The organism is Burkholderia sp. 567 (assembly GCF_040545115.1).
Lineage (GTDB): Bacteria > Pseudomonadota > Gammaproteobacteria > Burkholderiales > Burkholderiaceae > Burkholderia > Burkholderia ambifaria.
This window is the reverse complement of record NZ_JBEPLG010000005.1, coordinates 120,764-145,791: the sequence shown is the minus strand read 5'-3', so window position 1 is coordinate 145,791 and position 25,028 is coordinate 120,764. Positions and strand designations below refer to the sequence as shown.

At 66.4% G+C, this 25,028-nt stretch carries 27 protein-coding genes; 15 read left to right on the top strand and 12 right to left on the bottom strand.

Annotated features, from left to right (window positions below; all coding sequences use genetic code 11):
* Positions 1 to 176 precede the first annotated feature (176 nt).
* The 3 genes from ABIC50_RS16505 (at position 177) to ABIC50_RS16495 (ending at position 2,983) form a co-directional block, all read left to right on the top strand.
* A complete protein-coding gene (locus ABIC50_RS16505; RefSeq protein ID WP_354165501.1) occupies positions 177 to 1,037 on the top strand; it encodes an isocitrate lyase/PEP mutase family protein in 861 nt (286 codons plus the stop codon).
* Between the two features lie 331 nt (positions 1,038 to 1,368).
* Positions 1,369 to 1,632 (top strand): YodC family protein, encoded by a 264-nt coding sequence (locus tag ABIC50_RS16500; protein ID WP_011659337.1) that lies wholly within the window; start codon positions 1,369 to 1,371, stop codon positions 1,630 to 1,632.
* Positions 1,633 to 1,798: 166 nt separating this feature from the next.
* Positions 1,799 to 2,983: a cytochrome P450 gene (locus ABIC50_RS16495; protein ID WP_354165499.1), complete on the top strand. Its 1,185-nt coding sequence runs from the start codon at positions 1,799 to 1,801 to the stop codon at positions 2,981 to 2,983.
* A 15-nt stretch (positions 2,984 to 2,998) separates the two neighbouring features.
* Here the strand turns inward: ABIC50_RS16495 and ABIC50_RS16490 are convergent, their stop codons facing one another.
* Both ABIC50_RS16490 and ABIC50_RS16485 read right to left on the bottom strand, forming a co-directional pair.
* Entirely contained in the window at positions 2,999 to 3,325 is a 327-nt protein-coding gene (locus tag ABIC50_RS16490; RefSeq protein ID WP_011659335.1) for a superinfection immunity protein, read from the bottom strand.
* Between the two features lie 90 nt (positions 3,326 to 3,415).
* The gene (locus ABIC50_RS16485) at positions 3,416 to 3,835 is read right to left on the bottom strand and encodes a rhodanese-like domain-containing protein (RefSeq protein WP_354165497.1); all 420 of its coding nucleotides are present in this window, start codon (positions 3,833 to 3,835) and stop codon (positions 3,416 to 3,418) included.
* Positions 3,836 to 3,946: 111 nt separating this feature from the next.
* Here ABIC50_RS16485 and ftrA point away from each other — a divergent pair, with 111 nt between their 5' ends.
* Entirely contained in the window at positions 3,947 to 4,921 is a 975-nt protein-coding gene (ftrA, locus tag ABIC50_RS16480; RefSeq protein WP_354165494.1) for a transcriptional regulator FtrA, read from the top strand.
* A gap of 19 nt (positions 4,922 to 4,940) precedes the next feature.
* Here ftrA and ABIC50_RS16475 read toward each other — a convergent pair whose 3' ends face one another.
* A complete protein-coding gene (locus ABIC50_RS16475; protein ID WP_354165492.1) occupies positions 4,941 to 5,738 on the bottom strand; it encodes a DUF1460 domain-containing protein in 798 nt (265 codons plus the stop codon).
* Position 5,739: 1 nt separating this feature from the next.
* Here ABIC50_RS16475 and ABIC50_RS16470 point away from each other — a divergent pair, with 1 nt between their 5' ends.
* Both ABIC50_RS16470 and ABIC50_RS16465 read left to right on the top strand, forming a co-directional pair.
* Positions 5,740 to 5,904, top strand: coding sequence for a hypothetical protein (locus ABIC50_RS16470; RefSeq protein WP_354165490.1), 165 nt, complete (start codon positions 5,740 to 5,742; stop codon positions 5,902 to 5,904).
* Positions 5,905 to 6,182: 278 nt separating this feature from the next.
* Positions 6,183 to 6,914, top strand: a complete 732-nt coding sequence (locus tag ABIC50_RS16465) for a hypothetical protein (RefSeq protein WP_175674447.1) — start codon at positions 6,183 to 6,185, stop codon at positions 6,912 to 6,914.
* Between the two features lie 66 nt (positions 6,915 to 6,980).
* Here the strand turns inward: ABIC50_RS16465 and ABIC50_RS16460 are convergent, their stop codons facing one another.
* The 3 genes from ABIC50_RS16460 to ABIC50_RS16450 form a co-directional block, all read right to left on the bottom strand.
* The gene (locus tag ABIC50_RS16460; protein ID WP_354165487.1) at positions 6,981 to 9,320 is read right to left on the bottom strand and encodes an Orn/Lys/Arg family decarboxylase; all 2,340 of its coding nucleotides are present in this window, start codon (positions 9,318 to 9,320) and stop codon (positions 6,981 to 6,983) included.
* Between the two features lie 2 nt (positions 9,321 to 9,322).
* Positions 9,323 to 10,849 carry an arginine/agmatine antiporter gene (gene adiC / locus ABIC50_RS16455; protein WP_175726526.1) on the bottom strand — a complete coding sequence of 509 codons (1,527 nt, stop codon included), beginning with the start codon at positions 10,847 to 10,849 and terminating at the stop codon, positions 9,323 to 9,325.
* A gap of 164 nt (positions 10,850 to 11,013) precedes the next feature.
* Positions 11,014 to 11,415 (bottom strand): hypothetical protein, encoded by a 402-nt coding sequence (locus ABIC50_RS16450; protein ID WP_354165485.1) that lies wholly within the window; start codon positions 11,413 to 11,415, stop codon positions 11,014 to 11,016.
* 1 nt (position 11,416) lies between these two features.
* On the opposite strand from ABIC50_RS16450, the gene ABIC50_RS16445 reads away from it, so the two are divergent.
* The 4 genes from ABIC50_RS16445 to ABIC50_RS16430 all read left to right on the top strand — a co-directional run bounded on the left by ABIC50_RS16445 (position 11,417) and on the right by ABIC50_RS16430 (position 15,278).
* On the top strand, positions 11,417 to 12,871 hold the full coding sequence (locus tag ABIC50_RS16445) for a M20 family metallopeptidase (RefSeq protein WP_011659327.1): 1,455 nt from the start codon (positions 11,417 to 11,419) through the stop codon (positions 12,869 to 12,871).
* A gap of 65 nt (positions 12,872 to 12,936) precedes the next feature.
* On the top strand, positions 12,937 to 14,046 hold the full coding sequence (locus ABIC50_RS16440; protein ID WP_354165483.1) for a malate/lactate/ureidoglycolate dehydrogenase: 1,110 nt from the start codon (positions 12,937 to 12,939) through the stop codon (positions 14,044 to 14,046).
* The gene (locus ABIC50_RS16435; protein ID WP_354165481.1) at positions 14,043 to 14,468 is read left to right on the top strand and encodes a TfoX/Sxy family protein; all 426 of its coding nucleotides are present in this window, start codon (positions 14,043 to 14,045) and stop codon (positions 14,466 to 14,468) included. Before ABIC50_RS16440 ends, ABIC50_RS16435 begins: the two co-directional genes overlap by 4 nt.
* A 231-nt stretch (positions 14,469 to 14,699) precedes the next feature.
* Entirely contained in the window at positions 14,700 to 15,278 is a 579-nt protein-coding gene (locus tag ABIC50_RS16430) for an NnrU family protein (protein ID WP_354165479.1), read from the top strand.
* 123 nt (positions 15,279 to 15,401) lie between these two features.
* On the opposite strand, the gene ABIC50_RS16425 is transcribed toward ABIC50_RS16430, so the two are convergent.
* The 4 genes from ABIC50_RS16425 to ABIC50_RS16410 form a co-directional block, all read right to left on the bottom strand.
* Positions 15,402 to 16,139, bottom strand: coding sequence for a sulfite exporter TauE/SafE family protein (locus ABIC50_RS16425; RefSeq protein ID WP_354165476.1), 738 nt, complete (start codon positions 16,137 to 16,139; stop codon positions 15,402 to 15,404).
* A 215-nt stretch (positions 16,140 to 16,354) separates the two neighbouring features.
* Positions 16,355 to 16,933: a DUF488 domain-containing protein gene (locus ABIC50_RS16420; RefSeq protein ID WP_354165475.1), complete on the bottom strand. Its 579-nt coding sequence runs from the start codon at positions 16,931 to 16,933 to the stop codon at positions 16,355 to 16,357.
* On the bottom strand, positions 16,930 to 17,157 hold the full coding sequence (locus ABIC50_RS16415) for a hypervirulence associated TUDOR domain-containing protein (protein ID WP_354165473.1): 228 nt from the start codon (positions 17,155 to 17,157) through the stop codon (positions 16,930 to 16,932). The genes ABIC50_RS16420 and ABIC50_RS16415 overlap by 4 nt, the downstream gene beginning before the upstream one ends.
* 220 nt (positions 17,158 to 17,377) lie before the next feature.
* The gene (locus ABIC50_RS16410) at positions 17,378 to 17,728 is read right to left on the bottom strand and encodes a hypothetical protein (RefSeq protein WP_354165470.1); all 351 of its coding nucleotides are present in this window, start codon (positions 17,726 to 17,728) and stop codon (positions 17,378 to 17,380) included.
* Between the two features lie 368 nt (positions 17,729 to 18,096).
* Between ABIC50_RS16410 and ABIC50_RS16405 the strand changes: the two genes are divergently transcribed.
* The 5 genes from ABIC50_RS16405 (at position 18,097) to ABIC50_RS16385 (ending at position 23,028) form a co-directional block, all read left to right on the top strand.
* The gene (locus ABIC50_RS16405; protein WP_354165468.1) at positions 18,097 to 19,182 is read left to right on the top strand and encodes a catalase family peroxidase; all 1,086 of its coding nucleotides are present in this window, start codon (positions 18,097 to 18,099) and stop codon (positions 19,180 to 19,182) included.
* On the top strand, positions 19,179 to 19,715 hold the full coding sequence (locus ABIC50_RS16400) for a cytochrome b (protein WP_175726520.1): 537 nt from the start codon (positions 19,179 to 19,181) through the stop codon (positions 19,713 to 19,715). The genes ABIC50_RS16405 and ABIC50_RS16400 overlap by 4 nt, the downstream gene beginning before the upstream one ends.
* Positions 19,716 to 19,917: 202 nt before the next feature.
* Positions 19,918 to 21,069: a TDT family transporter gene (locus tag ABIC50_RS16395; RefSeq protein ID WP_354165902.1), complete on the top strand. Its 1,152-nt coding sequence runs from the start codon at positions 19,918 to 19,920 to the stop codon at positions 21,067 to 21,069.
* Between the two features lie 103 nt (positions 21,070 to 21,172).
* Complete coding sequence (locus tag ABIC50_RS16390) at positions 21,173 to 22,159, top strand: malate dehydrogenase (RefSeq protein WP_354165900.1); 987 nt, start codon at positions 21,173 to 21,175, stop codon at positions 22,157 to 22,159.
* A 62-nt stretch (positions 22,160 to 22,221) separates the two neighbouring features.
* Complete coding sequence (locus tag ABIC50_RS16385; protein ID WP_354165466.1) at positions 22,222 to 23,028, top strand: substrate-binding domain-containing protein; 807 nt, start codon at positions 22,222 to 22,224, stop codon at positions 23,026 to 23,028.
* 179 nt (positions 23,029 to 23,207) lie between these two features.
* On the opposite strand, the gene ABIC50_RS16380 is transcribed toward ABIC50_RS16385, so the two are convergent.
* Both ABIC50_RS16380 and ABIC50_RS16375 read right to left on the bottom strand, forming a co-directional pair.
* Positions 23,208 to 23,948 carry an SDR family oxidoreductase gene (locus ABIC50_RS16380; protein ID WP_105830348.1) on the bottom strand — a complete coding sequence of 247 codons (741 nt, stop codon included), beginning with the start codon at positions 23,946 to 23,948 and terminating at the stop codon, positions 23,208 to 23,210.
* A gap of 150 nt (positions 23,949 to 24,098) precedes the next feature.
* Positions 24,099 to 24,998: an SDR family oxidoreductase gene (locus ABIC50_RS16375; RefSeq protein WP_354165897.1), complete on the bottom strand. Its 900-nt coding sequence runs from the start codon at positions 24,996 to 24,998 to the stop codon at positions 24,099 to 24,101.
* Positions 24,999 to 25,028: the final 30 nt, after the last annotated feature.

Here is a 25,028-nt window from a genome sequence, read left to right as displayed (position 1 = left end):
CCTGACTGTCCGGCCGCGCAGTCGCGCATTCTCCTGACGAAGAAACGAGCGTGGCGTGACCGGCGGTGCACCGCACACGTGAGCTTCTGACATCCACATCGACATTTCACTGCGGCCCGAACCGTCGCTGTCCCGCGCGCGCCTATGCTGGCATCTCCCGTTCCAAGGAGACAGCGATGTCCGACGCCAACGTGCAGTTCCACCACGCCGAAGCCTTCCGCGCGCTGCATGCGCGCGCTGGCGCCTTCATCATCCCGAACCCGTGGGATGCCGGTTCCGCGCGCCTGCTCGCGATGGCCGGCTTCGACGCGCTCGCCACCACGAGCGCCGGTTTTGCCTATTCGAGAGGGCGGCCCGACAACGCGATCGGTCGTGACGAAATGCTCGGCCATATCGCCGAGATCGTCGCCGCGGGCGGCCTGCCGGTCAGCGCCGATCTCGAGAACGGCTTCGGCGACGCGCCTGAGACGGTCGCCGAGACGATCCGCCTCGCGGCCGGTGCCGGCGCGGTGGGCGGCTCGATCGAGGATGCGACCGGCCGCCCCGACGCGCCGATCTACCCGCACGACGCGGCGGTCGAGCGCATCGCGGCGGCGGTCGACGCGGCGCGCGCGCTGCCGTTTCCGTTCACGCTGACCGCGCGCTGCGAGAACTACCTGCACGGCCGGCGCGACCTCGCCGATACGATCGCGCGGCTGGTCGCATACCGCGACGCGGGCGCCGACGTGCTGTACGCGCCGGGCCTGAACGACGCCGACGACATCGCGGCGGTCACGCGCGCGGTCGGTGCACCGGTCAATGTCGTGATGGGGTTGCAGGGCGAGTTGCTGAGCGTCGATGCGCTCGCGGCGCTCGGCGTGAAGCGTGTCAGCGTCGGCGGCGCACTGGCGCGGGCTGCGCTCGGCGCATTCCTGCGCGCCGCGACGGAAATGGCGCGCGACGGCACATTTACGTTCGCGCGCGCGGCGGTGTCGGGGCGCGATCTCGATCGCTGGTTTTCGGCGCCCGATAATGCACATGTTCAATTTCCACTATGAACGCCGATAAAACCTGGGAACGTTTCCAGCTGAAAATCGATTGACTGTAATCAACCGAAATCGCGACTGATTTAAAGTCGCGATGACGTCGAGAAATACATCGTTTATTCTCCGCATTCGACTGGTGGACCGAAGGCGCGCAAGCCGCGCCGGTTATGGGTGCCAGATGCCTGTCAGATGTACCGATGCCCGGTATTGTTGCGATTTTCCGACCGATAATTTTTTGGTTTGGGGAGTTGCCGGTTATTTTTAGCATTGGTAATCTGCGGCATATCCGAGGCAGCGGCCGGCAGGCCGCTGGAAAATGAATATATAAAAAATCGAGAGAGCGATGACAATCCGAGAAAATCACCGCGGCTTTCGCGTTGGCGATGTCGTGACGCTGAAAACCGGCGGCCCACGCATGACCGTCACCTATGCCGGGCCGGTCGTGTTCGACGATGCCGAGTGGCTGATCTGCCAGTGGTTCGACGAGACCGGCCACTTCCGGCAGGAAATGTTTCACCACGACACGGTGGTGGCCGAGCCGCGCGCGATTTCGGCCGGGCGCGTCCGTCTGCGGATGCAGGCATACCGCTACCGGTCGGCGGCCTGACGCAGCAGCCAGCCGTATTCCGCCACATCCCGCCGCATCCGCTATGGCGCGGCGCCGCCCGCCTGTCGCCGTGCAGCGGCGGCCGCGCTCCCAGCCTCCCGCGGCAACCTCGACATTTCACGTCATCCGGAAACATGCGGCGGCCCCGCGCGCCGATACTTCACGCATGAACCCGACCGATCCGATTGCCGCGGTGACGCACCGCGATCCCTATCCCTATTACGCGACGCTCGTCGACGGCCCGCCGCTCGCGTTCGACGCCACGCTCGGCCTGTGGGTCGCGAGCCGGGCGGCGAGCGTGACGGCTGTGCTCGGCCATCCGGCGTGCCGCGTCAGGCCGCTCGATGCGCCGGTGCCGCCCGCGTTGCGCGGCACGACGGCAGGCGCGCTGTTCGGCGAGCTGGTGCGCATGAACGACGGCGCCCTGCGGCACGACGTGCCGAAGCAGGCGCTGCGCGCGGCGTGCGCGCCGATCGACGCAGGCGCGTTGCGCGAGCGTGCCGCCCAGCTGGCCGGCAGCCGGCTGCGCGCGCCGGATGACGCGGATGCGTTGAACGCGTGGTGTCTGTCGGTGCCCGTTTGCGCGGTCGCCGATCAGCTCGGTTTCGACGAGATGCAGCTCGACGACATCGCCGCGCTGGTGGTCGACTTCGTCGCCGCGCTGTCGCCGCTGTCCGACGCCGCGGCGCTGGCCCGCGCAAGCGACGCCGCGCGGCAACTGCTCGACCGGATGACGGAGCGCGTCGCGCGCACCCATGCGCAGGACGGCTCCTGGGTCGCGGCGATTCAGCAGGCGGCCGCTGCCGCGGGCTGGCACGCGAGCGATGCGCTCGTCGCGAATCTCGTCGGGCTGCTGTCGCAGACGTGCGAGGCCACGGCCGCATGGCTCGGCAATGTGCTGGTTGCGTGGGACGGTACGACGGATGATGATGCGGCCGAGGGCGAACGCGCGATGCCGGACACCGCCGCGCTCGATGCCTTCGTCGCCGAGGTTGGCCGATTCGATTCGCCGGTGCAGAACACGCGCCGCTTCGTCGCGTCGCGCACGAGGATCGAAGGCGTGACCGTCGATGCCGGTGCAGCGATCCTCGTCGTGCTGGCGGCCGCGAACCGCGATCCGGCCGTGCATCGCGAGCCACATCGGCTGCTGCCGGGCCGCGCGCCGGGGCCGAACTTCGGGTTCGGCACGGGGCCGCACGGCTGCCCGGGCGAGCGAATCGCGCGGGCGGTCACGGCCGGGGCATTCGGGGCATGGTTGCGCGCGGGCGGGGAGGCGCCGCGCGACAGGCTGGTGTGGGACTACCGGGGCTCGACCAACGTCAGGATGCCGAAGTTCGGCACGGCGAGGTAAGCGGAATAGCGGGACTTAACGGCAACCTTGCTTTTCGGCCCATTGCTCCTGGGCGGCGACGCGGCGCTGCACGCGTTCGACCAGACCGGTCGAGAAAGTCCGCATGCTGACGCCGCGGCGCTTCGCGAGGATGGTTTGCGCGACGTCGGTCTGCGGGTTCGGCTGGCAGGCCCAGTACAGCGTCATCAGCCAACCGATGCCCGTCCATGCGAACAGGGCGTTGAACATCGCGATCATCAGCTTGTCGTGCCGGCCGCGCCGGTCGGCTATGACGGCCGGGAGAAAATAGAGCGCGATCGCTGCGACGGAACCGGCCACCTGAATCAGGACTGCGTGTTGCATGTTGCTGCTCCATCCGAACTGCAATGAGGCTGATTGTCGCGCTTTTTCCGGTTGTGTGCTGGCAATTGATTGTTGCGTTTTTAGTGACGATCAGCGCGCGGGGAGCTCCTTCGGTTCCCCATCGTTGCTCAGCGCGAAACCTTCGTCGAGCCAGCCGGTGATGCCGCCGATCATCAGCTTCACGGGGCGGCCGAGGCGCGCGAGCCGGATCGCCGCACGCGCGGCACCGTTGCAGTGCGGGCCCGCGCAGTACACGACGAACAGCGTGTCGGCCCGATGCTCGGCGAGCTTGCCGGCGACGATCTTGCGGTGCGGCAGATTGCGTGCGCCCGGCACGTGGCCGGCGGAAAAGAGTTCCGGACTCCGCACGTCGAGCAGCACGAAATCGGGCGCGCCGGACGCGAGCGCGTCGTGCACGTCCCAGCAATCGGTCTCGAAGCCCAACGACGCTTCGAAGTGCGCAAGGGCGGCGGCGCTGTCGGCGGCGGGTACATCGGTTACGTATGACATGAAAGGCGCTCCATCAGGACGGCGCGGAATGCGCCGCAATGAAGGGCAGTATCGCGGTTCGCCGGCTTTTCCGGCAGTGGCGCGATCGACAAGTTCCGGTAACATCGCGCCATGCAAAATCATCTCGTCGTCGCGCTCGCCTACGATCGCCTCTGCACCTTCGAATTCGGCTGCGTGGTCGAATTGTTCGCGCTCGAGCGCCCGGAACTCGGCGTCGACTGGTATCGCTTCGCGGTGTGCGCGAGCGAGCCGGGGCCCGTGCGCGCGGCGGGCGGCATCACGGTCGCCGCGCCGTACCGGCTTGCCACACTCGATCGCGCGGACACCATTGTGATTCCCGGCTGGCGCGATCCGGACGAACGGCCGCCGGAACCGTTGCTGAAGAAGCTGCGGGCCGCGCATCGCCGCGGCGCGCGGCTCTGTTCGATCTGCTCGGGCGTGTTCGTGCTCGCGGCGGCAGGCGTGCTCGACGGGCTGACCGTGACGACGCACTGGCGTTACGCCGAGCGCCTGCAGGCGCGCTATCCGGCGCTGCGCGTGAATCCCGACGCGCTGTACGTCGACGAAGGGCAGATCGTCACGTCGGCCGGCTCGGCCGCGGGGCTCGACATGCTGCTGCATCTCGTGCGCCGCGATCATGGCGGGGCGATCGCGAACCGCGTCGCGCAGCGCCTCGTGCTGCCGCCGCATCGCGATGGCGGCCAGGCGCAGTTCGTGCCGCGCCCGGTCGCGCCGGGCGGCAGCGACCGGCTCGCGAAGCTGATCGACTGGATGCGCGCGCACGCGGCCGAACCGCACACGCTCGCGTCGCTGGCCGCGCAGGCCGCGATGAGCACGCGCACGCTGCAGCGCCAGTTCGCGGATGCGACGGGGATGTCGCCGCTCATGTGGCTGATCCGCGAGCGCGTGAATCTCGCGAAGGACATGCTCGAAACGCATCCCGCGCTGTCGCTCGCGCAGATTGCCGCGCGCTCGGGCTTCGGTTCCGAGGAATCGCTGCGCCGGCATTTCCGGCGCGTCGCGGCGACGAGCCCCGCCGCGTACCGGCGCGGGATGGATCGCGGCGATCGCGCGCCGGGGGCTTGAGCGCGGGGCGCCGTGCCGCTCAGGCGCGCGGCCTCAGCACGACGATGCCCGGCGTGTTCTTCACATACTCGAGAAACGGCGAATCGACGACCTTCATGTTGGCTTGCTTCGACGACGAGTTGCGCAGCATCGGCCCGTCGCTTGTCGCGACGAAGAAGCCGACGTGCGTGACGTCGAGGCCGTCCGCTTTCGCGTAGATGCCGATGTAATCGCCGGTCCGGAGCCGGCTGACGACATAGTCGTCGACGAACTCGCTCGGGATATGCGCGACGTCCCGCCGGACCACCGGCAGTCCAGGCACGTACGTGTCGCCGTCGGCTTTCCTGTTGAGTTGCTTCGTGACCGTGACGGCGCGGGCGCTGAGCGCGGTTGTCACGTCATCGGCCAGCAGCACCGGCCGGTTGGCCCAGTCCGTGAAGAAATGGCGGCGGTGCTGGAAATCGATGTCGCCGTTCACGTAGCGCGTCCGGACGAGACGATCGGCGTAGTCGGCTTTTGTCACGGCCTTTCTCGCTGTTTCGACATAGTCGAGATAAGTGAAGCAATCGAGTCCGCTGAAGTCGATCACGAGTTGTTCCGGCGTGGTCGCGGCCCCCTTGAGCATGCCGTCCCGATAAGGGGTGCCGAGAAATTCGCGTGACAACGTCTCGATGAGCTGTTCGGTGCCGCTGTCCGGATGCGCGGCGCGGAGTGCCAGTAGCGCGTCCAGTTTGCCGGAGGTCGCTTCGTTCAGGTTCGCGAGCGCGGTTTGTTGCTGCGTCGGCCGAGCGGACGAAACGGACGTATCGTTGCCGCACCCCGCTAATACGAGGGCCATCATGAGCGGCGCCATCTTTCTGAAATGGCTTTCAATTTTCACGGTTGGGTATGCGTCGAATGATGTTGTTTGTCGTGGCCGGTTGACATGCGTCGATCAGATCCGCAATAAGTCAAACCCGGATGTGAGCGGCTGGGCCCGGCCGCCGCAGCACGATAAGGCGTGACCGAATGCGCGTCTCAATATCTCAAAGAATTCTCAATATTGTCGTGCGGAGACGGTGACACGATCCCGGTGATGAATGAACGTGCCGCAGGCCGGCTTAGTGGCCGCGCAGTTGATGGTATGCGGCGTGCTCGCAGCGGCGCCCGGCCGTCAGGCACTTCTTGCCGACCCCGGGCGCGCGTAAGATGGCGGTCGCCGTGCGGCGATCCACGCATGCCGCGTATTGCGCGCCGCTGCAGGAAGCCGCCATCGCCCCCTCACAACGACAAGGACAACACCATGGGCCTGCTGGGAAAGCTGTTCGGAAAGAAACCGCGTGACGAAGCGGCATCGCCCGCGCCTTCGGCGCAAGCGTCGGACGCCCCGGAAGCACCCGACGCGGCCGGGCAGGACGCCGCCCCCGACATCGCACCGGAGCTCGCGCCCGCGCTGAAGGCATTCCAGGCCGGCCGGCACGAAGCCGCGATCGCGGCCGCCGCGCCGCATGCGGAGCGGCTCGCCGATGCGGCGCGCCTGTGCGCGCTGTCGTACTCGGCGATGAAGCGTTACCCGGAAGCATTTCCGTACTGGCTCGCGCTGTTCGACCACGAGCCGAGCGCGCACAACGCGGTGCAGCTCGCGACGACATCCGTGATGTGCGACGAAGTGGAGCGCGGCGAAGCGTGGCTGCAGAAGGCCGCGGAAGTCAATCACGACACGCACGAGCAGTCGGATGTCGCCGCGCGCGTGAACTTCATCTCCGCGCTGATGCAAAGCGGCCACCTGCGCGAGGCGCTGCCGCATCTCGCCTGGGTGCGCGACGTGTACGGCCACGTGCACATCACCGACTCGACCTTCCTCCACCTGCGCGGCATTCCGTTCTTTTCTTCGTTCCTCGAGAACAGTTTCGAGATCCTGAAGGTCACGCAGCCGGCCGACGCGATCGCGCCGTGGTACGGCGAACTGAAGGGCAAGCTCGATGAAGACGGCGAAGCGCAGCTTGCCGCATGGGTCGGGCGGCTGCCGGCATAACCGGCGGCTCACCCTGCGTCGCGATGCCGGCCGCGGGTTGCCGGCGCGGCGTCGCGATGCACGCGCTCAGCGCGTGTTGGTCTTGCGATCGACTTGCCGGATGCAGGCGATCCGGTACACGCCGTCCTCGACTTCGACGCCGTGCGTATCGTGCGTGAAGCCGGGGAAGCGCAGGTCGAATTGCTCGAGCGCCTTCAGGTAGCCGAGCAGCGGCCCGTCGGCCGGCCCCGCGTTCTCGCCGGGCATCAGCAGCGGAATGCCGGGCGGATAGGGCACGACGCCCGTCGCGACGGTGCGGCCCGCCATCTCAGACAGCTCGAGCATCTCGATGTCGTTGTGCACGAGATGCTCGAACGCCTCGGCCGGGCTGAAGTCGGGCTGCGGCAGCGTCGAGAAGCCGCGCGACATCATCTCGGTCGTCTTCAGGTCGCTCATTGCGCTGAACATCAGGTCGCACAGCTCGCGCAGGCCGAGCTTGCCGTAGCGGTCCGGATAACGCGCGACGAGGTCCGGCAGCGCCTGTTCGAGCGGCGCGTTCGCGTCGTAGTCGCGCTTGAAGTCGAGCAGCGTGTTGACGAGCGTGCCCCACTTGCCCTTCGTCACGCCGAGCGAGAACAGGAAGAGGATCGTGAAGTCGGTCGTCTTCTCGACGACGATGCCGTGCCGGTCCAGATACGCGGTGACGACCGACGCCGGAATGCCGACCGGCATCAGGCCGCCGTGCGGCGCGACGCCCGGCGTGACGATCGATACCTTGATCGGGTCGAGCATGCAGTAGTCGTCCTCGATCTCGCCGAAGCCGTGCCACGTGTCGCCCGGATGCAGCACCCAGCATGACGGATCGGTGGCGAGCAGCGTTTCGTCCGCTTCATGGAAGCGCACGCGCCGGCCCGTCTTGCGATCGACCACGGTGTCCGGCTGCCAGCCGTTGAAGAACCAGTCGTCGTTCTCCTCGCATTCCGCGTGCAGCCGCGCGAGCATCCGGCGAAACGACACGGCCTCGCGGATCGCGTCGGTCGTCAGCGCCTCGCCGCCGGGGCCGTCCATCATCGCGGCGCTCACGTCGTTCGACGCGATGATCGCGTAGTTCGGCGACGTCGACGCGTGCATCATGTACGCCTCGTTGAAGCGCGCGTGCTCGATCGGGTTGCGGCCGTCGCGGACATGGATGAACGATGCCTGCGACAGCGCGGCGAGCAGCTTGTGCGTCGACTGCGTCGCGAACACGGTCGGCTTGCTCGCGTCGTGCTGCGACGGATCGCCGTGCATCGCGTGGCGGTCGCGGTAGATCGGGTTGAAGCGTGCATAGCCGTACCAGGCTTCGTCGAAATGCAGCCGGTCGACGCTCTGGCCGAGCAGTTCCTCGACGCGCGCGACGTTGTAGCAGAGGCCGTCGTAGGTCGAGTTCGTGATCAGCGCATGCACGGGCGTCGGATCGATGCCGTCGCGGCCGCGCACGAGCGGATTCGCGTCGACCGCGAGCCGCACGGCGGCGGCCGTGAGCCGTTCCGGCATGATCGGCCCGATGATCCCGTAATGGTTGCGCGACGGGATCAGGTAGGTCGGAATCGCGCCGGACATCGTCATCGCATGCTCGGCCGACTTGTGGCAGTTGCGGTCGCACAGCGCGACCTGGTTGCGCGTGACGCTCGCCATCAGGATCACGCGGTTCGACATCGACGAGCCGTTCGTCACGTGATACGTGCGGTGCGCGCCGAACACGCGCGCCGCGTAGCGTTCGCTTTCGCCGATCGGGCCCGAGTGGTCGAGCAGCGAGCCGAGTTCGCCGACCGAGATCGACAGGTCCGAGCGGAACAGCGCTTCGCCGAAGAATTCGAAGTACGCGCGGCCGACCGGCGATTTCAGGAACGCGGTGCCGCCCGTGTGGCCCGGCGTGTGCCACGAGTATTCGTACACGCGCGAGAACTGCGCGAGTGCGCGGAACATCGGCGGCAGCACGGTCTCGCGATAGCGTTCGATCGCGGCGACGATCCGCCCGCCGATGAACGCGGTGGTGTCCTCCAGCATCCAGATGAAGTCGTCGGCCTTGCGCATCGCGTCGACGGGAATCGCGGCCGCGCTCGCGCGGCTCGCGAGCAGGAACACCGGCACCGTCGCATTGCGCGCGCGCATCGCGTCCAGCACGGCCCGCGCGGGCGCATGCTCGGAATCGTTGCCGAGCTCCCAGTTGAGCAGCAGGCACTGGATCGCGGGATCGGCGTCGACCACCGCGCGCGCGTCTTCGGCGGACGTCGCGATTACCACGTCGACCAGCCGTGCGCGCAATTCTTCGGCGAGGGCGGTGGCTGCGCGGCCGGTGGCCGTGCGTTCGTCGATGTCGTGCTGCACGAGCAGCGCCTTCATGCCGAGGCGGCGAAACGCCGGTTGGGTCAAGGTAGCGGTCATGGTTATTCCCCCGTTTGCTGGGTTGCCTGGACGCCCGCGGCCGGCGAGCGGGCGTGAAGAATGTCGGCCTCGTGTCGGCCCACCGAGATCCAGAAGGTCGCGACGAGCGCGACGATGGTCACGCCGAGCGCGAGGTAGCGCACCCAGCGCGGCGAACGGCCGCCCGGATGGACATGGGTTTCCTCGATTTCGCGCTGGCGGTTGATCGACAACTCGTAGAAGACGATCGTCGCGATCACGAAGATCAGCGACCAGCGTGTCTGCTGGCCGTCGGAGCCGACCATTGCCCACAGCGCGTAGACGGCGCCGATCAGGCCGACGATCGTGTAGAAGGTGAACTGGTGCGACGGCATCTTGCCGTAGCCGAGCACCTTGATCGCGATACACGAGTAGATGTACGGCAACAGCGTCATGATCACGGCGATCGACGCGATCTTGCCGAACTGCTCGCTCGCGCTCGGCGACATCGTCGCGAGCACCTGCACGGACATGATCGCCGCGACGATCGCGAGGCCGGCCGACGGCACGTTCTTCGAGTTGACGCGGGCGAACACGCTGGCGAACAGGCCGTCGTCGGCCGCGGCCTTCGCGGTCTGGCCGACCAGCAGCGTCCAGCCCGCGAGCGAGCCGAGGCAGCCGAGCGCCGCGCAGATCGCGACCGCGTTCGCGGCGGTGTCGCCGAGCGCGAGGCGCGCGGCATCGGCGAACGGCGCGCTCGATGCGAGCAGCGCCTTGTTCGGGATCATCCCCATGATCACGGTCGAGCTGAGCACGTAGCACACGGCCGCGAGCACGACGCCGCCGACGGTCGCGATCGGCACGTTGCGCGACGGGTTCTCGACGACGCCGGCCGACACCGACGCGCTCTCGACGCCGATGAATGCCCACAGCGTGAAGTTCAACGTCGCGCCGATCGCGCTGAAGCTGCTCGCGCCCGACACGTTCCAGCCGGCGAAATACACGTCCTTGCTGAACCAGAACCAGCCGAACACGGCCATCCCGAGGATCGGCACGAGCGCGAAGATCGTCGTGACCGACTGCACGCGGCCGATGACGTTCGGCCCGAGGATGTTCGCGTAGGTGAACAGCCAGATCACGAAGATCTGCGCGAGCGCGAACACGAGCGGGTCGCGCAGCACGGGGAAGAAGTGCGTCAGGTAACCGAGGCCGGCGACCGCGAGGCCGACGTTGCCGAGCACGTTAGCGAGCCAGTAGATCAGGTTGGTCTGGTAGCCGATGTACGGGCCGAACGATTTGCGCGCATACGCATACGGGCCGCCGGCGGCCGGGTCGATCGCCGCGAGCTTCGCGAACACCAGCGCGAGCGACACGGCGCCGACCACGGTGATCAGCCAGCCGAAGATCGCGATGCCGCCGGTGGCGGCGAGGTTCGCGGGCAGCATGAAGACGCCGGAGCCCATCATGTTGCCCGCAACCATCAGCGTGGCGGGGACGACGCCGATTTTCGGCGCGGATATCGCGGCCGGTGTGGCGGCGGAGCGGGAGGAGGACGAGCTGGCATCGGACATGCGGGGCTCCTTGAATGGACGTGATGCGGTTGAGGTGGCGCGGCCCGGCGCCAGTCGACGATTCCGGAATGGATCGCCGTTTTATTAAACGACGTCATGGTATATCGCTCATCGATTTTTTAATGGTAAACGCCGACATTTAATGGGTTAAATGTTGATCGATGTCAGTGAAATGCGTTGGCTGGAATTGCGATGCCGAATCGTTTGGGGTGATGCGACAGGACGGGCGGAGCGGCAGTGGAGGCGGGAAGTCGCAAGTCGGCTGGATCGGCCGCCGGCGAATAATCGATTCTTGACGAATCGGTTAAATCATTTTGTGACGTAAATGAGTCGTCGAATCCTGATCGAGTCGATTGATTATTGTCGAGCGCATTAAAAGGCGTGCCGCCGGCTAATGCACTTCTTGTTCTTGTATCGGAAGGGCCGGTGAATCCGCGGCGCGGCGCGCGTTCGAGCGGCAGCGGAAACGGGCCCGAAACGGACGCGGAAGCCGGCCGCAGAAAGGCCCCGGGGCGGGCCCATCGGCGTATCATCCGTTTTTTCATCAGCCCGATCCAGGCACCCATCATGACCTCCGTCGACACTACCCCCGTCCTCGACCATGACAAGCTCGTTACCTTCGTCGAGCGCAAGTGGAACGATGAAATCCTCCACGCACTGACCGACTACATCGCGATCCCCGCGAAAAGTCCCGCATTCGACCCCGACTGGGCGCAGCGCGGGTATCTCGAACGCGTCGTCACCGATGCCGCGCAGTGGGCCGAACGCCAGCCGGTGAAAGGCCTGAAGCTCGAAATCGTGCGCCTGCCCGGCCGCACGCCAGTGATCTTCTTCGAAACCCCCGCGACGCGCGCGGGCAGCACCGACACGATCCTGCTGTACGGCCACCTCGACAAGCAGCCCGAATTCGACGGCTGGCGCGCGGACCTCGGCCCGTGGACGCCGAAGTTCGAGAACGGCAAGCTGTACGGCCGCGGCGGCGCGGACGACGGCTACGCGATCTACGCGAGCCTCGCGGCGCTCGGCGCGCTCGACGAGCAGGGCGTCGAACGGCCGCGCTGCGTCGGCCTGATCGAAACCTGCGAGGAGTCGGGCAGCTACGACCTGCTGCCGTACGTCGACGCGCTGCGCGACCGGCTCGGCCAGGTGTCGCTCGTCGTGTGCCTCGATTCGGGCGCCGGCAACTACGACCAGATGTGGCTCACGACGTCGCTGCGCGGGCTGGTGTCCGGCGACCTGCAGGTCGAGGTGCTCGAGGAAGGCGTTCACTCGGGCGTCTTCGGCGGCATCGCGCCGTCGAGCTTCCGCGTGATGCGTCAGCTGTTCGAACGCCTCGAAGATGCGAAGAACGGCAACCTGCTGCCGGGCGTGTTCCATTGCGAGATTCCCGACAGCCGCGTGCGCGAAGCCGACGCGGCCGCCGCGATTCTCGGCGACACCGTGTGGAAGGGGCTGCCGTGGGCGTGCGGGATGGACGGCAAACCGGTGCTGCCGACCACGACCGATCCGCGCGAGGCGCTGCTGAATTCGACGTGGCGTCCGTCGCTGTCGGTGACGGGCGCGGCCGGCCTGCCGGCGCTTTCCGACGCAGGCAACGTGCTGCGTCCGCGCACCGCGTTCAAGCTGTCGCTGCGCCTGCCGCCGCTCGTCGACGCCGCGCAGGCCGTGCAGCAGCTGAAGGAACTGCTCGAACTCGATCCGCCGTACAACGCGAAGGTCACGTTCAAGCCCGACGCAGGCGCCGCGACCGGCTGGAGCGCGCCGGATCTCGCGCCGTGGCTCGCGTCGTCGCTCGACGCCGCGTCGCGCCGCCACTTCGGCGCGGACTGCGCGTACATGGGCCTCGGCGGCACGATCCCGCTGATGAACGTGCTGCAGGAAGGGTTCCCGTCCGCGCAGTTCATGGTGTGCGGCGTGCTCGGGCCGAAGTCGAACGCGCACGGGCCGAACGAGTTCCTGCACGTGCCGTATGCGAAGAAGCTGACCGCGGCGGTCGCGGACGTGATCGCGACCGCGCGCTGAGCGTTCGCGCTGCCTGTCCCGATTCGACCCGACCGGATCCCGCCTGACCTGATGGAGCCTTGCCGATGACCGCGCTGCCGACACCCGCCACCGACCCGCTGCGCATGCGCGCCGAACCGCTGCACGCATTCGTCGCGGCACTCTGGGAGCGGGCCGGCAGCAGCGAGCGCGAGGCGCGGCTCGTCGCCGATCATCTGGTCGGCGCGAATCTGGCCGGGCACGATTCGCACGGGGTCGGGATGATCCCGAACTACGTCGCATCGTGGCGGGAAGGGCAACTGCAACTGAACGGGCACGCGTCGATCGTCCGCGACGGCGGCGCGGTGCTGACGATCGACGGCGGGCGCGGCTTCGGCCAGGTGATCGCGTTCGAGGCGATGGTCGAAGGGATCGAGCGGACCCGGCGCATGGGCATCTGCGCGATCGGGCTGCGCGACGTCCATCACCTCGGCCGCATCGGGCATTGGGCCGAGCAGTGCGCGCGCTCGGGCCTCGTGTCGTTCCATTTCGTCAACGTGCCGGGCGACTTGCTCGTCGCGCCGCTCAACGGCACCGATCCGCGCTTCGGCACGAATCCATTCTGCGCCGCGTATCCGCGCGCGGGCCGCCCGCCGCTGCTGCTCGATTTCGCGACGAGCGCGATCGCGTACGGCAAGACGCGGGTGGCGTACAACCAAGGCAAGCGCGTGCCGGCCGGGTCGCTGATCGATCATCGCGGCCAGCCGACCGACGATCCGGCCGTCATGCACGAGCAGCCGTTCGGCGCGTTGCTGCCGTTCGGGCTGCACAAAGGCTATGCGCTGGCCGCGATGTGCGAGATCTTCGGCGGCGCGCTGGTCGGCGGGCATACGACCTACGGCGACACGCTGCAAAAGACGAGCGCGATCGTCAACGGGATGCTGTCGGTGCTGATCGATCCGAACGCGTTCGATGCGGCCGACGCGGAACGTGAAGCCGATGCGTTCGTCGCGTGGGCGAAGGCGTCGCCGCAGGCGGGCGATGCGCCGGTGCGGATGCCCGGCGAGCCGGAGGAGGCGAGCCGCGTGGCGCGCGGCGCGGACGGCATTCCGGTCGATCGTGCGACGTGGCGGCAGATCCGCGAGAGCGCGGCGGCCGTCGGCTTCGACGACGCGGAACTCGACGGGTGGACGCAGCGCTGCACGGAGCTCGCATGAGCTGGCAGGCGGAGAAGGCGCACGGCGAGGAGATCGCCTACCAGCTTGCGCCGCTCGGCAAGGTGCAGGTCGTGCGGTTCTTCAGCGGCGCGGCGATGCGGCTCGACGGCGTGATGTTCGGCTTCATGTCGCGCGGGTCGCTGTTCCTGCGCGTCGACGACGTGAACCGTCCGGCGTTCGTGGCGGCGGGGATGGGGCCGTTCTCGTACGAGCGGCCCACACGCACCGTTGCGCTCGAGGGCTATTACGAAACGCCGGCCGACGTGCTCGAGGACGCGGGCGCGCTGTTCGACTGGTGTCGCGGCGCATATCGCGCGGCGCTGCTGGCGGGGGCGCCGAAGCGCAACGCACGGCCGAAGTCGAAGCCGGCGCCGAAACCGAAGCCGGAGGCGGCGCGCAAGCGCACGCAGCGTCGGCCATAAGACGGCGCTTTTTCCTTCCTTTTTTCGAACCACGGCGGGTGCGCGCAAGCGCCGGGCTTGACGCACCGCATGGTTCGCCGGCTTCACAACGGCGGCCCCGGCGTTTATGATCGGCGCGATTGCGTCCGTGCCCGGCGCAACCCGAGCCGGTGTCGCCGCCGGCCTCGCGAACGGCGCATCGAAAGCCGCGCGAACGTTTCCCCCACTCATCGTTCCAGACGGAGATAGCCGATGCTCGTCCTGATTCTCGGTTTAGTGATCTTCCTCGGTGTGCATTCGATCCGGATCGTCGCGGACGGCTGGCGCTCCGCAACCATCGAGCGGATCGGCGAGAAACGCTGGAAGGGCCCCTATGCGATCGCGTCGATCGTCGGCTTCGTGCTGATCGTCTGGGGTTACGGGATCGCACGCCAGAACGGGACGCTGCTGTGGGTGTCACCCGTCGGCGTGCGCCACCTCACCGGGATGCTGACCGCGATCGCATTCGTGCTGATCGCCGCGGCCTACGTGCCGCGCAACCGCATCAAGACCCTCGTCGGTCATCCGATGGTGGCCGGCGTGATGGTGTGGGCGGTCGCGCACCTGCTCGCGAACGGCACGCTGCATGCGGTCGTGCTGTTCGGCGCATTTTTCGTGTGGTCGCTGGTCGATTTCGTCGTGTGGCGCGCGCGCGACCGCCGCGACGGCGTCCGCTATCCGGCCGGCAGGCTGTCGGGCGATGGCGTGACGATCGCGGCCGGGCTCGTCGTATGGGCCGTGTTCGCGCTGTTCCTGCACGGGCCGCTGATCGGCGTGCGGCCGTTCGGTTGAAACTGCCCGCCTGCAACGATTGACGAGCGGGGCGCCCGCGACATCGCGGTGCGCACATTCCCTGCTACCCGCCTTCCCTCAACGTACGGATGCCCGCCCGAGCGTGCGATCGGCACGCGCGCGTCAGATCGGCTTGACGAACAGCCCGACGGTCAGCGCGACGCCGATGCACACGATCGCGATCCGCAGCACGCGCTCGTTCACGCGGTGCAGCGCCCACGCGCCGAGCAGGCCGCCGACGATCGCGCCGCCGCCGAGCGCGATCGCCGCCTGCCAGTGCAGGTGTGGCGACGTCAGGAACAGCACGACCGCCGATGCATTCATCACGCCCGCGAGCGCGTTCTTGGTCGACATCGCGTGACGCGGCGACAGGCCGGCCATCGTCAGCGCGGCCATCATCAGGAAGCCGATGCCGCCGCCGAAGTAGCCGCCGTAGATCGCGATCAGGAACTGCGCGATCGCGGCCGTGATGGGGCCGAGGTGCTGCGTGTCCACGCCCGGCTTGCGGAAGAAGCTGCCCCACGCGAACACGACCGTCGCGAATAGCACGAGCCACGGCACGAGGTGCGAGAAGATCGATGACGGAGTTTTCAGCAGCAGCAGCCCGCCGAGTGCGCCGCCGGCCACGCTGATCGCGAACAGCGCGCGAAACGGCAGCTTGCCGGCGCCGCGCACCATGTTTCGGCTCGCCCAGCCCGTCGTGACCTGACCGGGGAATAGCGCGACCGTCGACGTGATGTTCGCCGCGAGCGGCGACATGCCCGACAGGATCAGCGCGGGCAGCGTGACGAACGAGCCGCCGCCCGCGAGGGCATTCTGCAGGCCGGCCCACAGGCCGGCGATGATGATGAGAGCGAGCATCGGTGATGGAGCGCGGAGGTGGCGGGGTGCGCGGTCCGGCAGCAGCCGCGCGCGATGATCGCCCGATGGTAATGCAGGATCGCGGCGGCGCAAACCGCGGCGAGCGAGTGGTGTGGCGGGTGCGCAGGGGGCGGCGGCCGGCCGATGGGAAGCGTTGTCGTTGCACCGCGCGTCAGGCCATCGCGGCCATGCGCACGAGCACGACTCGCGCCGCGTTACTCGTTCGGCTGCCCGGCGCTGCCGTCGTCAGCCGCATCGCTGTCGACGTCCGGATAGACGATCGTGCCGTCGTCCCGGATCACCGCGCCGGCCGTGAGACGCGCGGGCTCGACGCGGTTTTTGCCCATGATGTGCAGCACCGTTTCGCCGCGCGCGATCAGATAGTCGGACACGATGCGCCGATGACAACGCCACCAAACGGCTTCCGAACACATGATCGCGCAGCGTTGCCGGTGCCCTTGCTCGATCAAGCGGTCGAGGCCGGCTCGAAACTCGGGCGACAGCGCGTAGTCGGCATAGCGATGGAAGCTGCGATTGGTCCAGAAGTCGTTGACCTCCTCGGGCACACCGCGCGACTTGCCGCGCAGGCCGCCGAGTTCGGCGATGTGCTCGTACGCAATATCGACGGCGGCCAACGCGTCGGGCAGCGTCGCTTCGTTGAACTGCGGATTCGTGCGCGAGCGCGTCATCTTCCGGATATCGGCAAGCAGCGCGATATCGACCGCGTCGAGCATCTCGACGAACTCGTCGAGCGTGCGGTTCGAATGTCCGATCGTGTAGAACGGGAGCGTCATGCGTCGTCCTTGCCTGCTATGCGTTCGAGCACGCGGCCGCGATGCGCGGCGATGTGGTCGGTCCGGTCGCTCTTGATCTCGTATTGCGGATCGTCGGGCGACGCGCGATGGCGATGCTCTTTGTAGTCGAAATCCTGCGTGTGGATCGCAATGATCGTGCCCGTCACGTAACCGGCTTCGGAATTCCAGCGGACGTGGTCGCCCAGTTTGAATGGATGCGTCATGCGGGGAAGCCTCCTTGCGTCGATGCTGCGTCGCTTGCCGGCGTGGCGTGGGGTGCCTGTACCGCGACGGCAACGCGTGCATGGCTTCATTATCCGTCGGGACCGGATGGGGGAAAAGCGGCTCTTCCACGCCGAACATCTTGAAGGCCGACGAACTGAAGTTGCTCTCTGCAACGGACTCTACACCGTCACCGTACTAAACACAGGAGCCGGCCAGTCCTTACGTCCAGTCCTTTGCGTCGTGAACGCTCGTCCGGTAGCCGGGAAAATGGCGGAATGGTTCCGGTCGGGGAGTGACGACGCGTTCCGGCTTTCGTGACGAAGCAACGTGTGAGAGGTTCGATCCCGACATAACGGTCCTCCGGTGCTTCGAATCGGCATTGCCTGCGATCGTGCACGCGAGTCGACCATCGGTCGAAATCCGTTCCAATGGCGTGACCAGATCCGTTTCAACCTCGGTCATCGCATCGAAAAAGCGCGGAGACTGTGCCGCATGGCCGAAGCCAGTCGCGCACGCGAGCAGGGCAGCCACGCAGGCTACGCGAATCTGGATCGCGTTCATCGATTTCATCGGACTCGCTCCATGTTTGGTATGCGCAGATAGACGCCGAAACTGGATTGAACTCGGTTGAGCCGCTACGTACGGCGCATGAGCACGGTTGACGAAGCTTGCCTCGAATTCACTGCACGACTTTGCGCAATGGAGCGCGGTGCTTCGGAAACGCACGCTCATGTGGTCCAGATGCAAGCGTTCCGCTACGCCACGCACGCATGGGCGAACTGCGCGTGTCGATCTGCAATCGGCCGTGCGAACACCAAACGGATTTCGGATATTTCCTGACATAGTCGCTCCGCCTGCTGCGCAACCTTTGCAGTAGCGGTGTCGAGGCGCAGTTGCGCGTCGCGGCCATCTAATCGATCGTCTCAGGAGCATATTCAATGGTGTCTCCCGGCCCTTCCCGCCGCCCGTTTCTCGCGATAGCGGCCATTGTGCTCATCGTTCTATCGTTCGGATCGGCATTCGCATGGACAGGCGGCTGGCTCGTGCCCGCCCGGCTGAGCGGCGCCGTGCTGATCGATTCACTCCAGTCCAATACGGGCAAGGTGTTCCCCGGGTTTCGACGCGCCCATACGAAGGGCATTTGTGTCGCAGGCCACTTCGATTCGAACGGCGCGGGTAGCGCGCTGTCCACGGCGGCGCTGTTCCGCACCGGTTCAGTGCCGGTAACCGGTCGCTTCAATACCGGAGGAAGCGTGCCAACCGGCGCGGACAGCGATCAGATATTTCGTGGGCTCGGCATGCGATTCGCGCTGGCCGACGGTGAAGAATGGCGCATGGCGCTCGATCAAACGCCCATTTTCGTCGTATCGAATCCGGCCGATTTCGTGGCGCTACAGGTCGCGTCGACGCCTGACCGCGCTACCGGACAGCCCGATCCCGGCCGGATGAAGGCTTTTCTTTCCACGCATCCGGAGACGCAACGCTTCTTCGATTATCTGGAGAAGACGCCGATGCCCTCCGGCTTTGCAAACGGCACGTATTACAGCATCAACGCATTTCGATTCATCGACGCGCATGGCGTCGCACGGTTTGTGCGCTGGCAATTCGAGCCGGAGCAGCCGTTCGCTGCACTGGACAAGCACACGGCAGGCACGCTGCCCACAAACTTCCTGTTCGACGATCTGCTCGAGCGCATTCACGAGGGGCCGGTGAAGTGGCATCTCGTGCTCGTGGAGGCCAATCCCTCGGATCGCACCGACAACGCAACGATTGCGTGGAGCGGCCCGCATCGACGTATCGACGCCGGCACGCTCGTGTTCGATGCAATCGCGACGGAAGCGGACGGACATTGCCGGGACTTCAATTACGATCCGCTGATATTGCCGAAAGGCATCGCACCATCCGACGATCCGCTATTGCCCGCGCGCTCCGCGGCCTACTCGGTATCGTTCAATCGACGTGCGGCGGAAGGTCCGCGCCCGGATGCCATTACGCTCGAACACGACCATGGAGCTGCGAAATGACGAGCCAGAACCCGAGCTTTTCCGTGCCGGCCCGTGTCCTGCACTGGCTGATGGCCGTGCTGATCATTGCCATGCTGTTCGTCGGAGCAGGCATGGTATCGACAGTCAGCGCGCGATATCCGCAATTGCTGGCGCTGCATCGGCCGCTCGGCATCGCGATCCTGCTGCTGGCGCTGATCCGGCTTGGCGTGCGTGTGACGCACCGGCCGCCGCCTTTGCCGTCGGGCATTCCGCCGTTGCAGGTCACTGTGGCGAAGCTATCGCATTACCTGCTTTACGGCTTGATGATTGCCATGCCGCTGATCGGTTGGGCGATGCAGTCCGCCGGCGGCTATCCGATCTCGATGTGGAAAGGTGTCGAGCTGTTTCCGATCTTGCCGCACGACATCGTCGTCTACGGTCAGCTGCGCCGCTTGCACGGGCTGCTCGCTTATGCATTTTTCCTGTTGATCGTCGGCCATCTCGCTGCCGCGCTCTTGCACGCATGGATCCGGCGCGACGGCGTCTTCGAGAGCATGGCCGGCGGCCGATAGTGCCGAGCCGGGTTCGTGCGCGGGGCCGGCCTTCGAATCACCGCGCCGGCGATCGTGCTTGCCGGCGCAAGCGCTTGCGCGGAAGCGTCCTAAGCGACCGAGCCATAAGTCGAAGGTATGTGACGTATGCGAAGTATGTATTTTTCGTATGGTTCGCACCTGCCTACATTGTCGATATTCAACCCGTTCCGAGGGAACAGCGATGAAAACGACAACGCCTGGCACGACGGTGGCCCATGGCCGACAAAAGCTCGCCGAGACGATTCGGCAATTCACGCCGAACTGGTTCGCGATGACGATGGGCAACGGAATCGTGTTTCTCGTCATTGCCGCATTGCCATGGCACTTTGCAGCGCAGATGACGCTGGCCCACACGCTGTGGGTGGCCGATAGCGTGCTTTACGTCGTGTTCGCCGGCATGTTGCTGGCGCGCTGGATCTTCTATCCGGAAACGATCCGCCCGATGTTGCATCACCCGCTGCAGTCGATGTTTCTCGGCGCGGTGCCGATGGGGCTCGCACCCGTCATCAACGGCCTGGTGATATTCGCCGGCCCGCATGCGAGCGAGGCAGCGAGCCAGCTGGCTTACGGCTTGTGGTGCGTCGATGCAGTACTGGCACTCGCCGTCGCCGTCGGTGTGCCCTACATGATGTTCACCGCGCAGGACCACGCGCTCGAGCGCATCTCGGCCGTGTTGCTGCTGCCCATCGTCGCGCCTGAAGTGGCCGCGTCGAGCGCCGCCGTACTCGCGCCGCATGTCGACGCACAGACCGCGCGCTTTCTGGTGGCCGCCGGTTACGTGCTGTGGGCCGTGTCGGTGCCGCTCGCCTTTACCGTGCTCACGGTCGTGTTCTTCCGGCTGGTGATCCACAAGCTGCCGCATCGTGATCTCGGCCCGTCCAGCTGGTTGACGCTGGGGCCGATCGGCACCGGCGCGCTGGGATTGCTTGCGCTCGGCCACGCTGCACCGGATGCGTTTGCCGGCACGTCGTTCGAGGCGACTGCGATCGTCGCGCGCGACATCGGCTTGATCGGCGGCTTGCTGCTTTGGGGTGTGGGCTTGTGGTGGCTGGCCATGGCGATGCTGTTCACGCTGCGGTATTCCCGCGACGGGCTGCCGTTCAATCTGGGATGGTGGGGATTCACGTTTCCGCTCGGCGTCTACACCGTCGTGACGCTCAGTCTCTATCGGACCACGGGCTTTATCGCGTTTGCCGCACTGGGAATGGCGCTGGCGGCGCTGCTCGGTGGACTGTGGTTGGTCGTGCTGTCGCGAACGCTGCGCGGCCTCGCCCGAGGCGAACTGTTCCACGCCCCCTGCCTCGTCGGCCGGGCACGACCCGCACTCGGCTGAACGAATCGTCGAACCCGCTCCGGCCGGCCGCACGTGCACCACGCGGTCGGTCGGAGTGGAGCGATGTCCATGTACGTCATCGAACCTTCGAAGGAGATCCAGCATGTCCAAACCCGCCCGCCGTGTGGCCGTGACCGGGGCGGCCGGTCAAATTGCCTATTCGTTGCTGTTCCGAATCGCCCGCGGCGATTTGCTCGGCGACGATCAGCCCGTCATCCTTCAGCTCCTGGAACTGCCGCACGCGTTGCCAGCGCTGCGTGGCGTGGTGATGGAACTGGAAGACTGCGCATTCCCGCTGCTGCAGTCGATCGAAATCAGCGACGATCCGCGCGTGGCGTTTCGCGACGCCGATTACGCGATGCTCGTCGGCTCCCGCCCGCGCGGCAAAGGCATGGAGCGGCGCGATCTGCTGGCTGCGAACGCCGCCATCTTTCGTTCCCAGGGCTATGCGCTCAACGAAGTGGCGAGCAGGCAGGTCAAGGTGCTCGTCGTCGGCAACCCGGCCAACACCAACGCGTGGGTGGCACGCTACTACGCGCCCGACCTGCCGGCGGATGCCATTACCGCGATGATCCGTCTCGACCACAATCGCGCCGTGTCGAAGCTGGCCGCCCGATGCGGCGTAGCCGTGGATGCCGTCACCCGCATGGTGGTGTGGGGTAATCATTCGCCGACCATGTTTCCCGACTATCGTCATGCGCTGATCGACGAGCAGCCAGCGCCAATGCGGGTCGGCGACGAGCGCTGGTATGTCGACACGTTCATTCCGGAAGTCGCACGCCGCGGCACTGCGATTATCGAAGCGCGCGGCGCATCGTCCGCGGCGTCGGCGGCCAATGCGGCGATCGACCAGATGCGCGACTGGATTCGCGGAAGCGATGGCCGGTGGGTGTCGATGAGCATCGTGTCGGACGGCGAGTACGGCATTCCGCGCGGCCTGATGTTCGGGATGCCGACGATCTGCAGCGAAGGCCGCTATCGTGTCGTGCCGGATCTGGAGATCGACGCGTTCGCGCGCGCCCGCATCGATGCATCGGTTGCGGAACTGATGGACGAAATGCAGGCCGTGCGAGCGATTCTTGCGCCGTAGGACGATCCGAAGCGGATCGAAACCGATCCATTCCCGAAGCAACTCACGTAAAAGGCCCCATCGTGTTCAGCACCTTGAGAAAGAAGACAGTCCTGTCATTGGCAATCCTCACGTTTTCGTGCGGCGCGTTCGCGCATGAAACGCCCGATCCGACGATACGGCGCGATGCGCGAGACGGCATCGTGCGTTTGTACGGCGCAGGCGGCCCGGATACCGCATTCGCGAAAGTCGCGAAGGTCTTCACCGACGAAACGGGCATCAAGGTGGAGGTGACCGGCGGACCGGAGCCGACGTGGAGCCGAAAGGCGCAAGCCGATGCCGATATTCTGTGGGGAACGTCGGAAGAAGATATGGCCGGCCTCCTCGAAACCTACCAGGTGTTTCGATGGAGCGACGTGACGCCGATTTATATCCGGCCGGCCGTCATCGCCGTGAAGAAAGGCAATCCGAAACACATCCGCGGCTTCGACGATCTGCTCGCGGATGGCGTGCGTATCGTCGTCACGGAAGGCGCGGGCGTGGCGAATACGTCGGGCACGGGCACATGGGAAGACATCGCCGGCCGCATGGGGCGTCTTGACGACGTCAGGCGGTTCCGGAAGAACATCGTCGGATTCGGCAAGGGCAGCGGGCCCAGCTTCAGGATGTTCGTCGACAAGGACGCGGATGCCTGGATCACATGGCCCGACTGGCCGATCACGCATGCCGACAAAGCCGATTACGTCAGCCTGCCCGCGAACAGAGCGATCTGGAGAGACGTCAATGTTGCGCTCGCTCCGGATGCCGATCCGGAGGCAACGCAGTTCCTCAATTTCCTGAACAGCGATCGCGGAGCTGCAATCATGAAGACCGAGGGATGGGTGCGCTGAGTGCATGACGGAGCGGAATGGCCGACCCGCCTCGGCCGTTCCGCCCGAGCCTCGGTGGTCGTCCATCGGAACGAGCCGGCCGGGTGCGGGCGCTTTCGGAAGAAAGCGCCCGTTGCAATGCGCGACCCGGAACGGCATCCGTACGGGGTCCGCGACGGATGCGGTTCCGGCCGCGCGATTCAGCACATGCCGCCGTTCGCACGTACGATCTGGCCGTTGATCCACGCGCCTTCGGGGCTGGCGAGAAACGCGACGACGGCTGAAATGTCCGACGGCTGCCCCAACCGTTCGAGCGGATTCATCTTCGCCATCCGGTCGATGAGCTCGGCGCTCTTGCCGGCGAGGAACAGCTCGGTGGCAACCGGGCCCGGCGCCACGGCGTTGACGCTGATGCCGCGTCCGCGCAGCTCCTGGGCGAGCACCTGCGTCAGTCCCTCGACCGCGCACTTCGTCGCGATATAGACGGCATACGTCGGCAAGCGCACGCCGGTCACGCTCGTCGTCAGGTTCATGATCCGGCCGCCGTCGCGAACGCGGCGCGCGGCTTCGCGCGACACGTTGAACGCGCCCTTGAAGTTGATGGCGACCGTGCGATCGAACGTTGCATCGTCGAAATCCACAATCTTTGCCTGGTTCATGACGCCTGCGCTGTTGACGACGACGTCGACGCCGCCATAGGCCTTCTCCGTCGCGTCGAACATCGCAATGGTCGCGGCCGGATCGGCGATGTCGGCCTTGACGAGCAACGCGTCGCCGCCGTTCTCGCGAATCGTTGCGGCGACTTCCTCGGCCGGCGTCGCGTTGCTGGCATAGTTCACGACGACCTTGAAGCCATCGCGCGCGAGGCGAACCGCGATATCGGCGCCGATGCCGCGCGAGGAACCGGTAACGAGGGCTACCTTTTCGGACGTTTGATTCATGTCATGCTCCTGCGGTGTGCCGGGCAGCCGCGAACGAATGTTCGTCGTACGGCGTGCCCGGACGGTGGTGAAAGATATCGGTATCGAAACGACGCGTCGGTACGCCGTTACGGCTGCGCCGTCAAATCGATCAGGTGTGCCGGCTCACGATCACGGGCGGAGGCGCGGCGCAAGAAGGTCGGACAGTCCGACGCGATGCAGCATCTCGGCGCGCAGCCGGTCGAGCACGGCGAAGCCGACGTTCGCGCCGTCTTCGGTCGGATCGACATGCACGCGGAACGGGCGTTTGCCAGCCGGCTTCGCGACTACGTCCACGATCGCGTCGGCGACGAGATCCGCGCGCGCGTCGGGCGGGACGATTGCGGCGAATGCCTCCTGGACTTCGCGGCCGAAGTTCGCGTAAGGGCCGGCGTCGTATTCGGCGGCGCGGGCGGTGTCAGCCGGGAGCCCTGCATGAGCGAAATGATTGGTGCCCTGCGTGAACGCGCCCGGGACGATGATCGACGTCTCGATTCCCCAGCGCGACAACTCGCGCGCGTACAACACGGCAATCGCATCCATCGCCGCCTTCGCACCAAAGTACGGCGCGAGATACGGCGGTGTGCCGCCCGCAGCGCTGCTGCTCGACACCCACACCAGCAATCCTTGCTGCCGTTCACGGAAGTGAGGGAGGACCGCCCGGTTCACCCGTTGGGTACTCACTACGTTGATGTCGTACAGCTGCGCATACTGCTCGGGCGTAAACGCTTCGGCCGGGCCGAATGCCATGTGCCCGGCATTGTGGATCAGCACGTCGATGCCGCCGGCCTGCTCCAGAACCGTGGTGACCGCGCGTGCGACCGACGCGTCCGACTGCACGTCGAGTTCGAGCGCGCGCAGGTCGATGCTTGCCTCGCGCGCGAGTGCGCTCATTTGCTCCGTTACCGCTGCGTTACGCCCGGCCGTATCGCGCATTGATGCGTAGACGATGTGACCGGCACGTGCGAGTGCTTCTGCCGTGAGCCTGCCGAAGCCGCTCGACGCGCCGGTGATGAGTATGACCTTGCTCATGATGGGTTTCCTTGGTGGTGAGTGAACGTC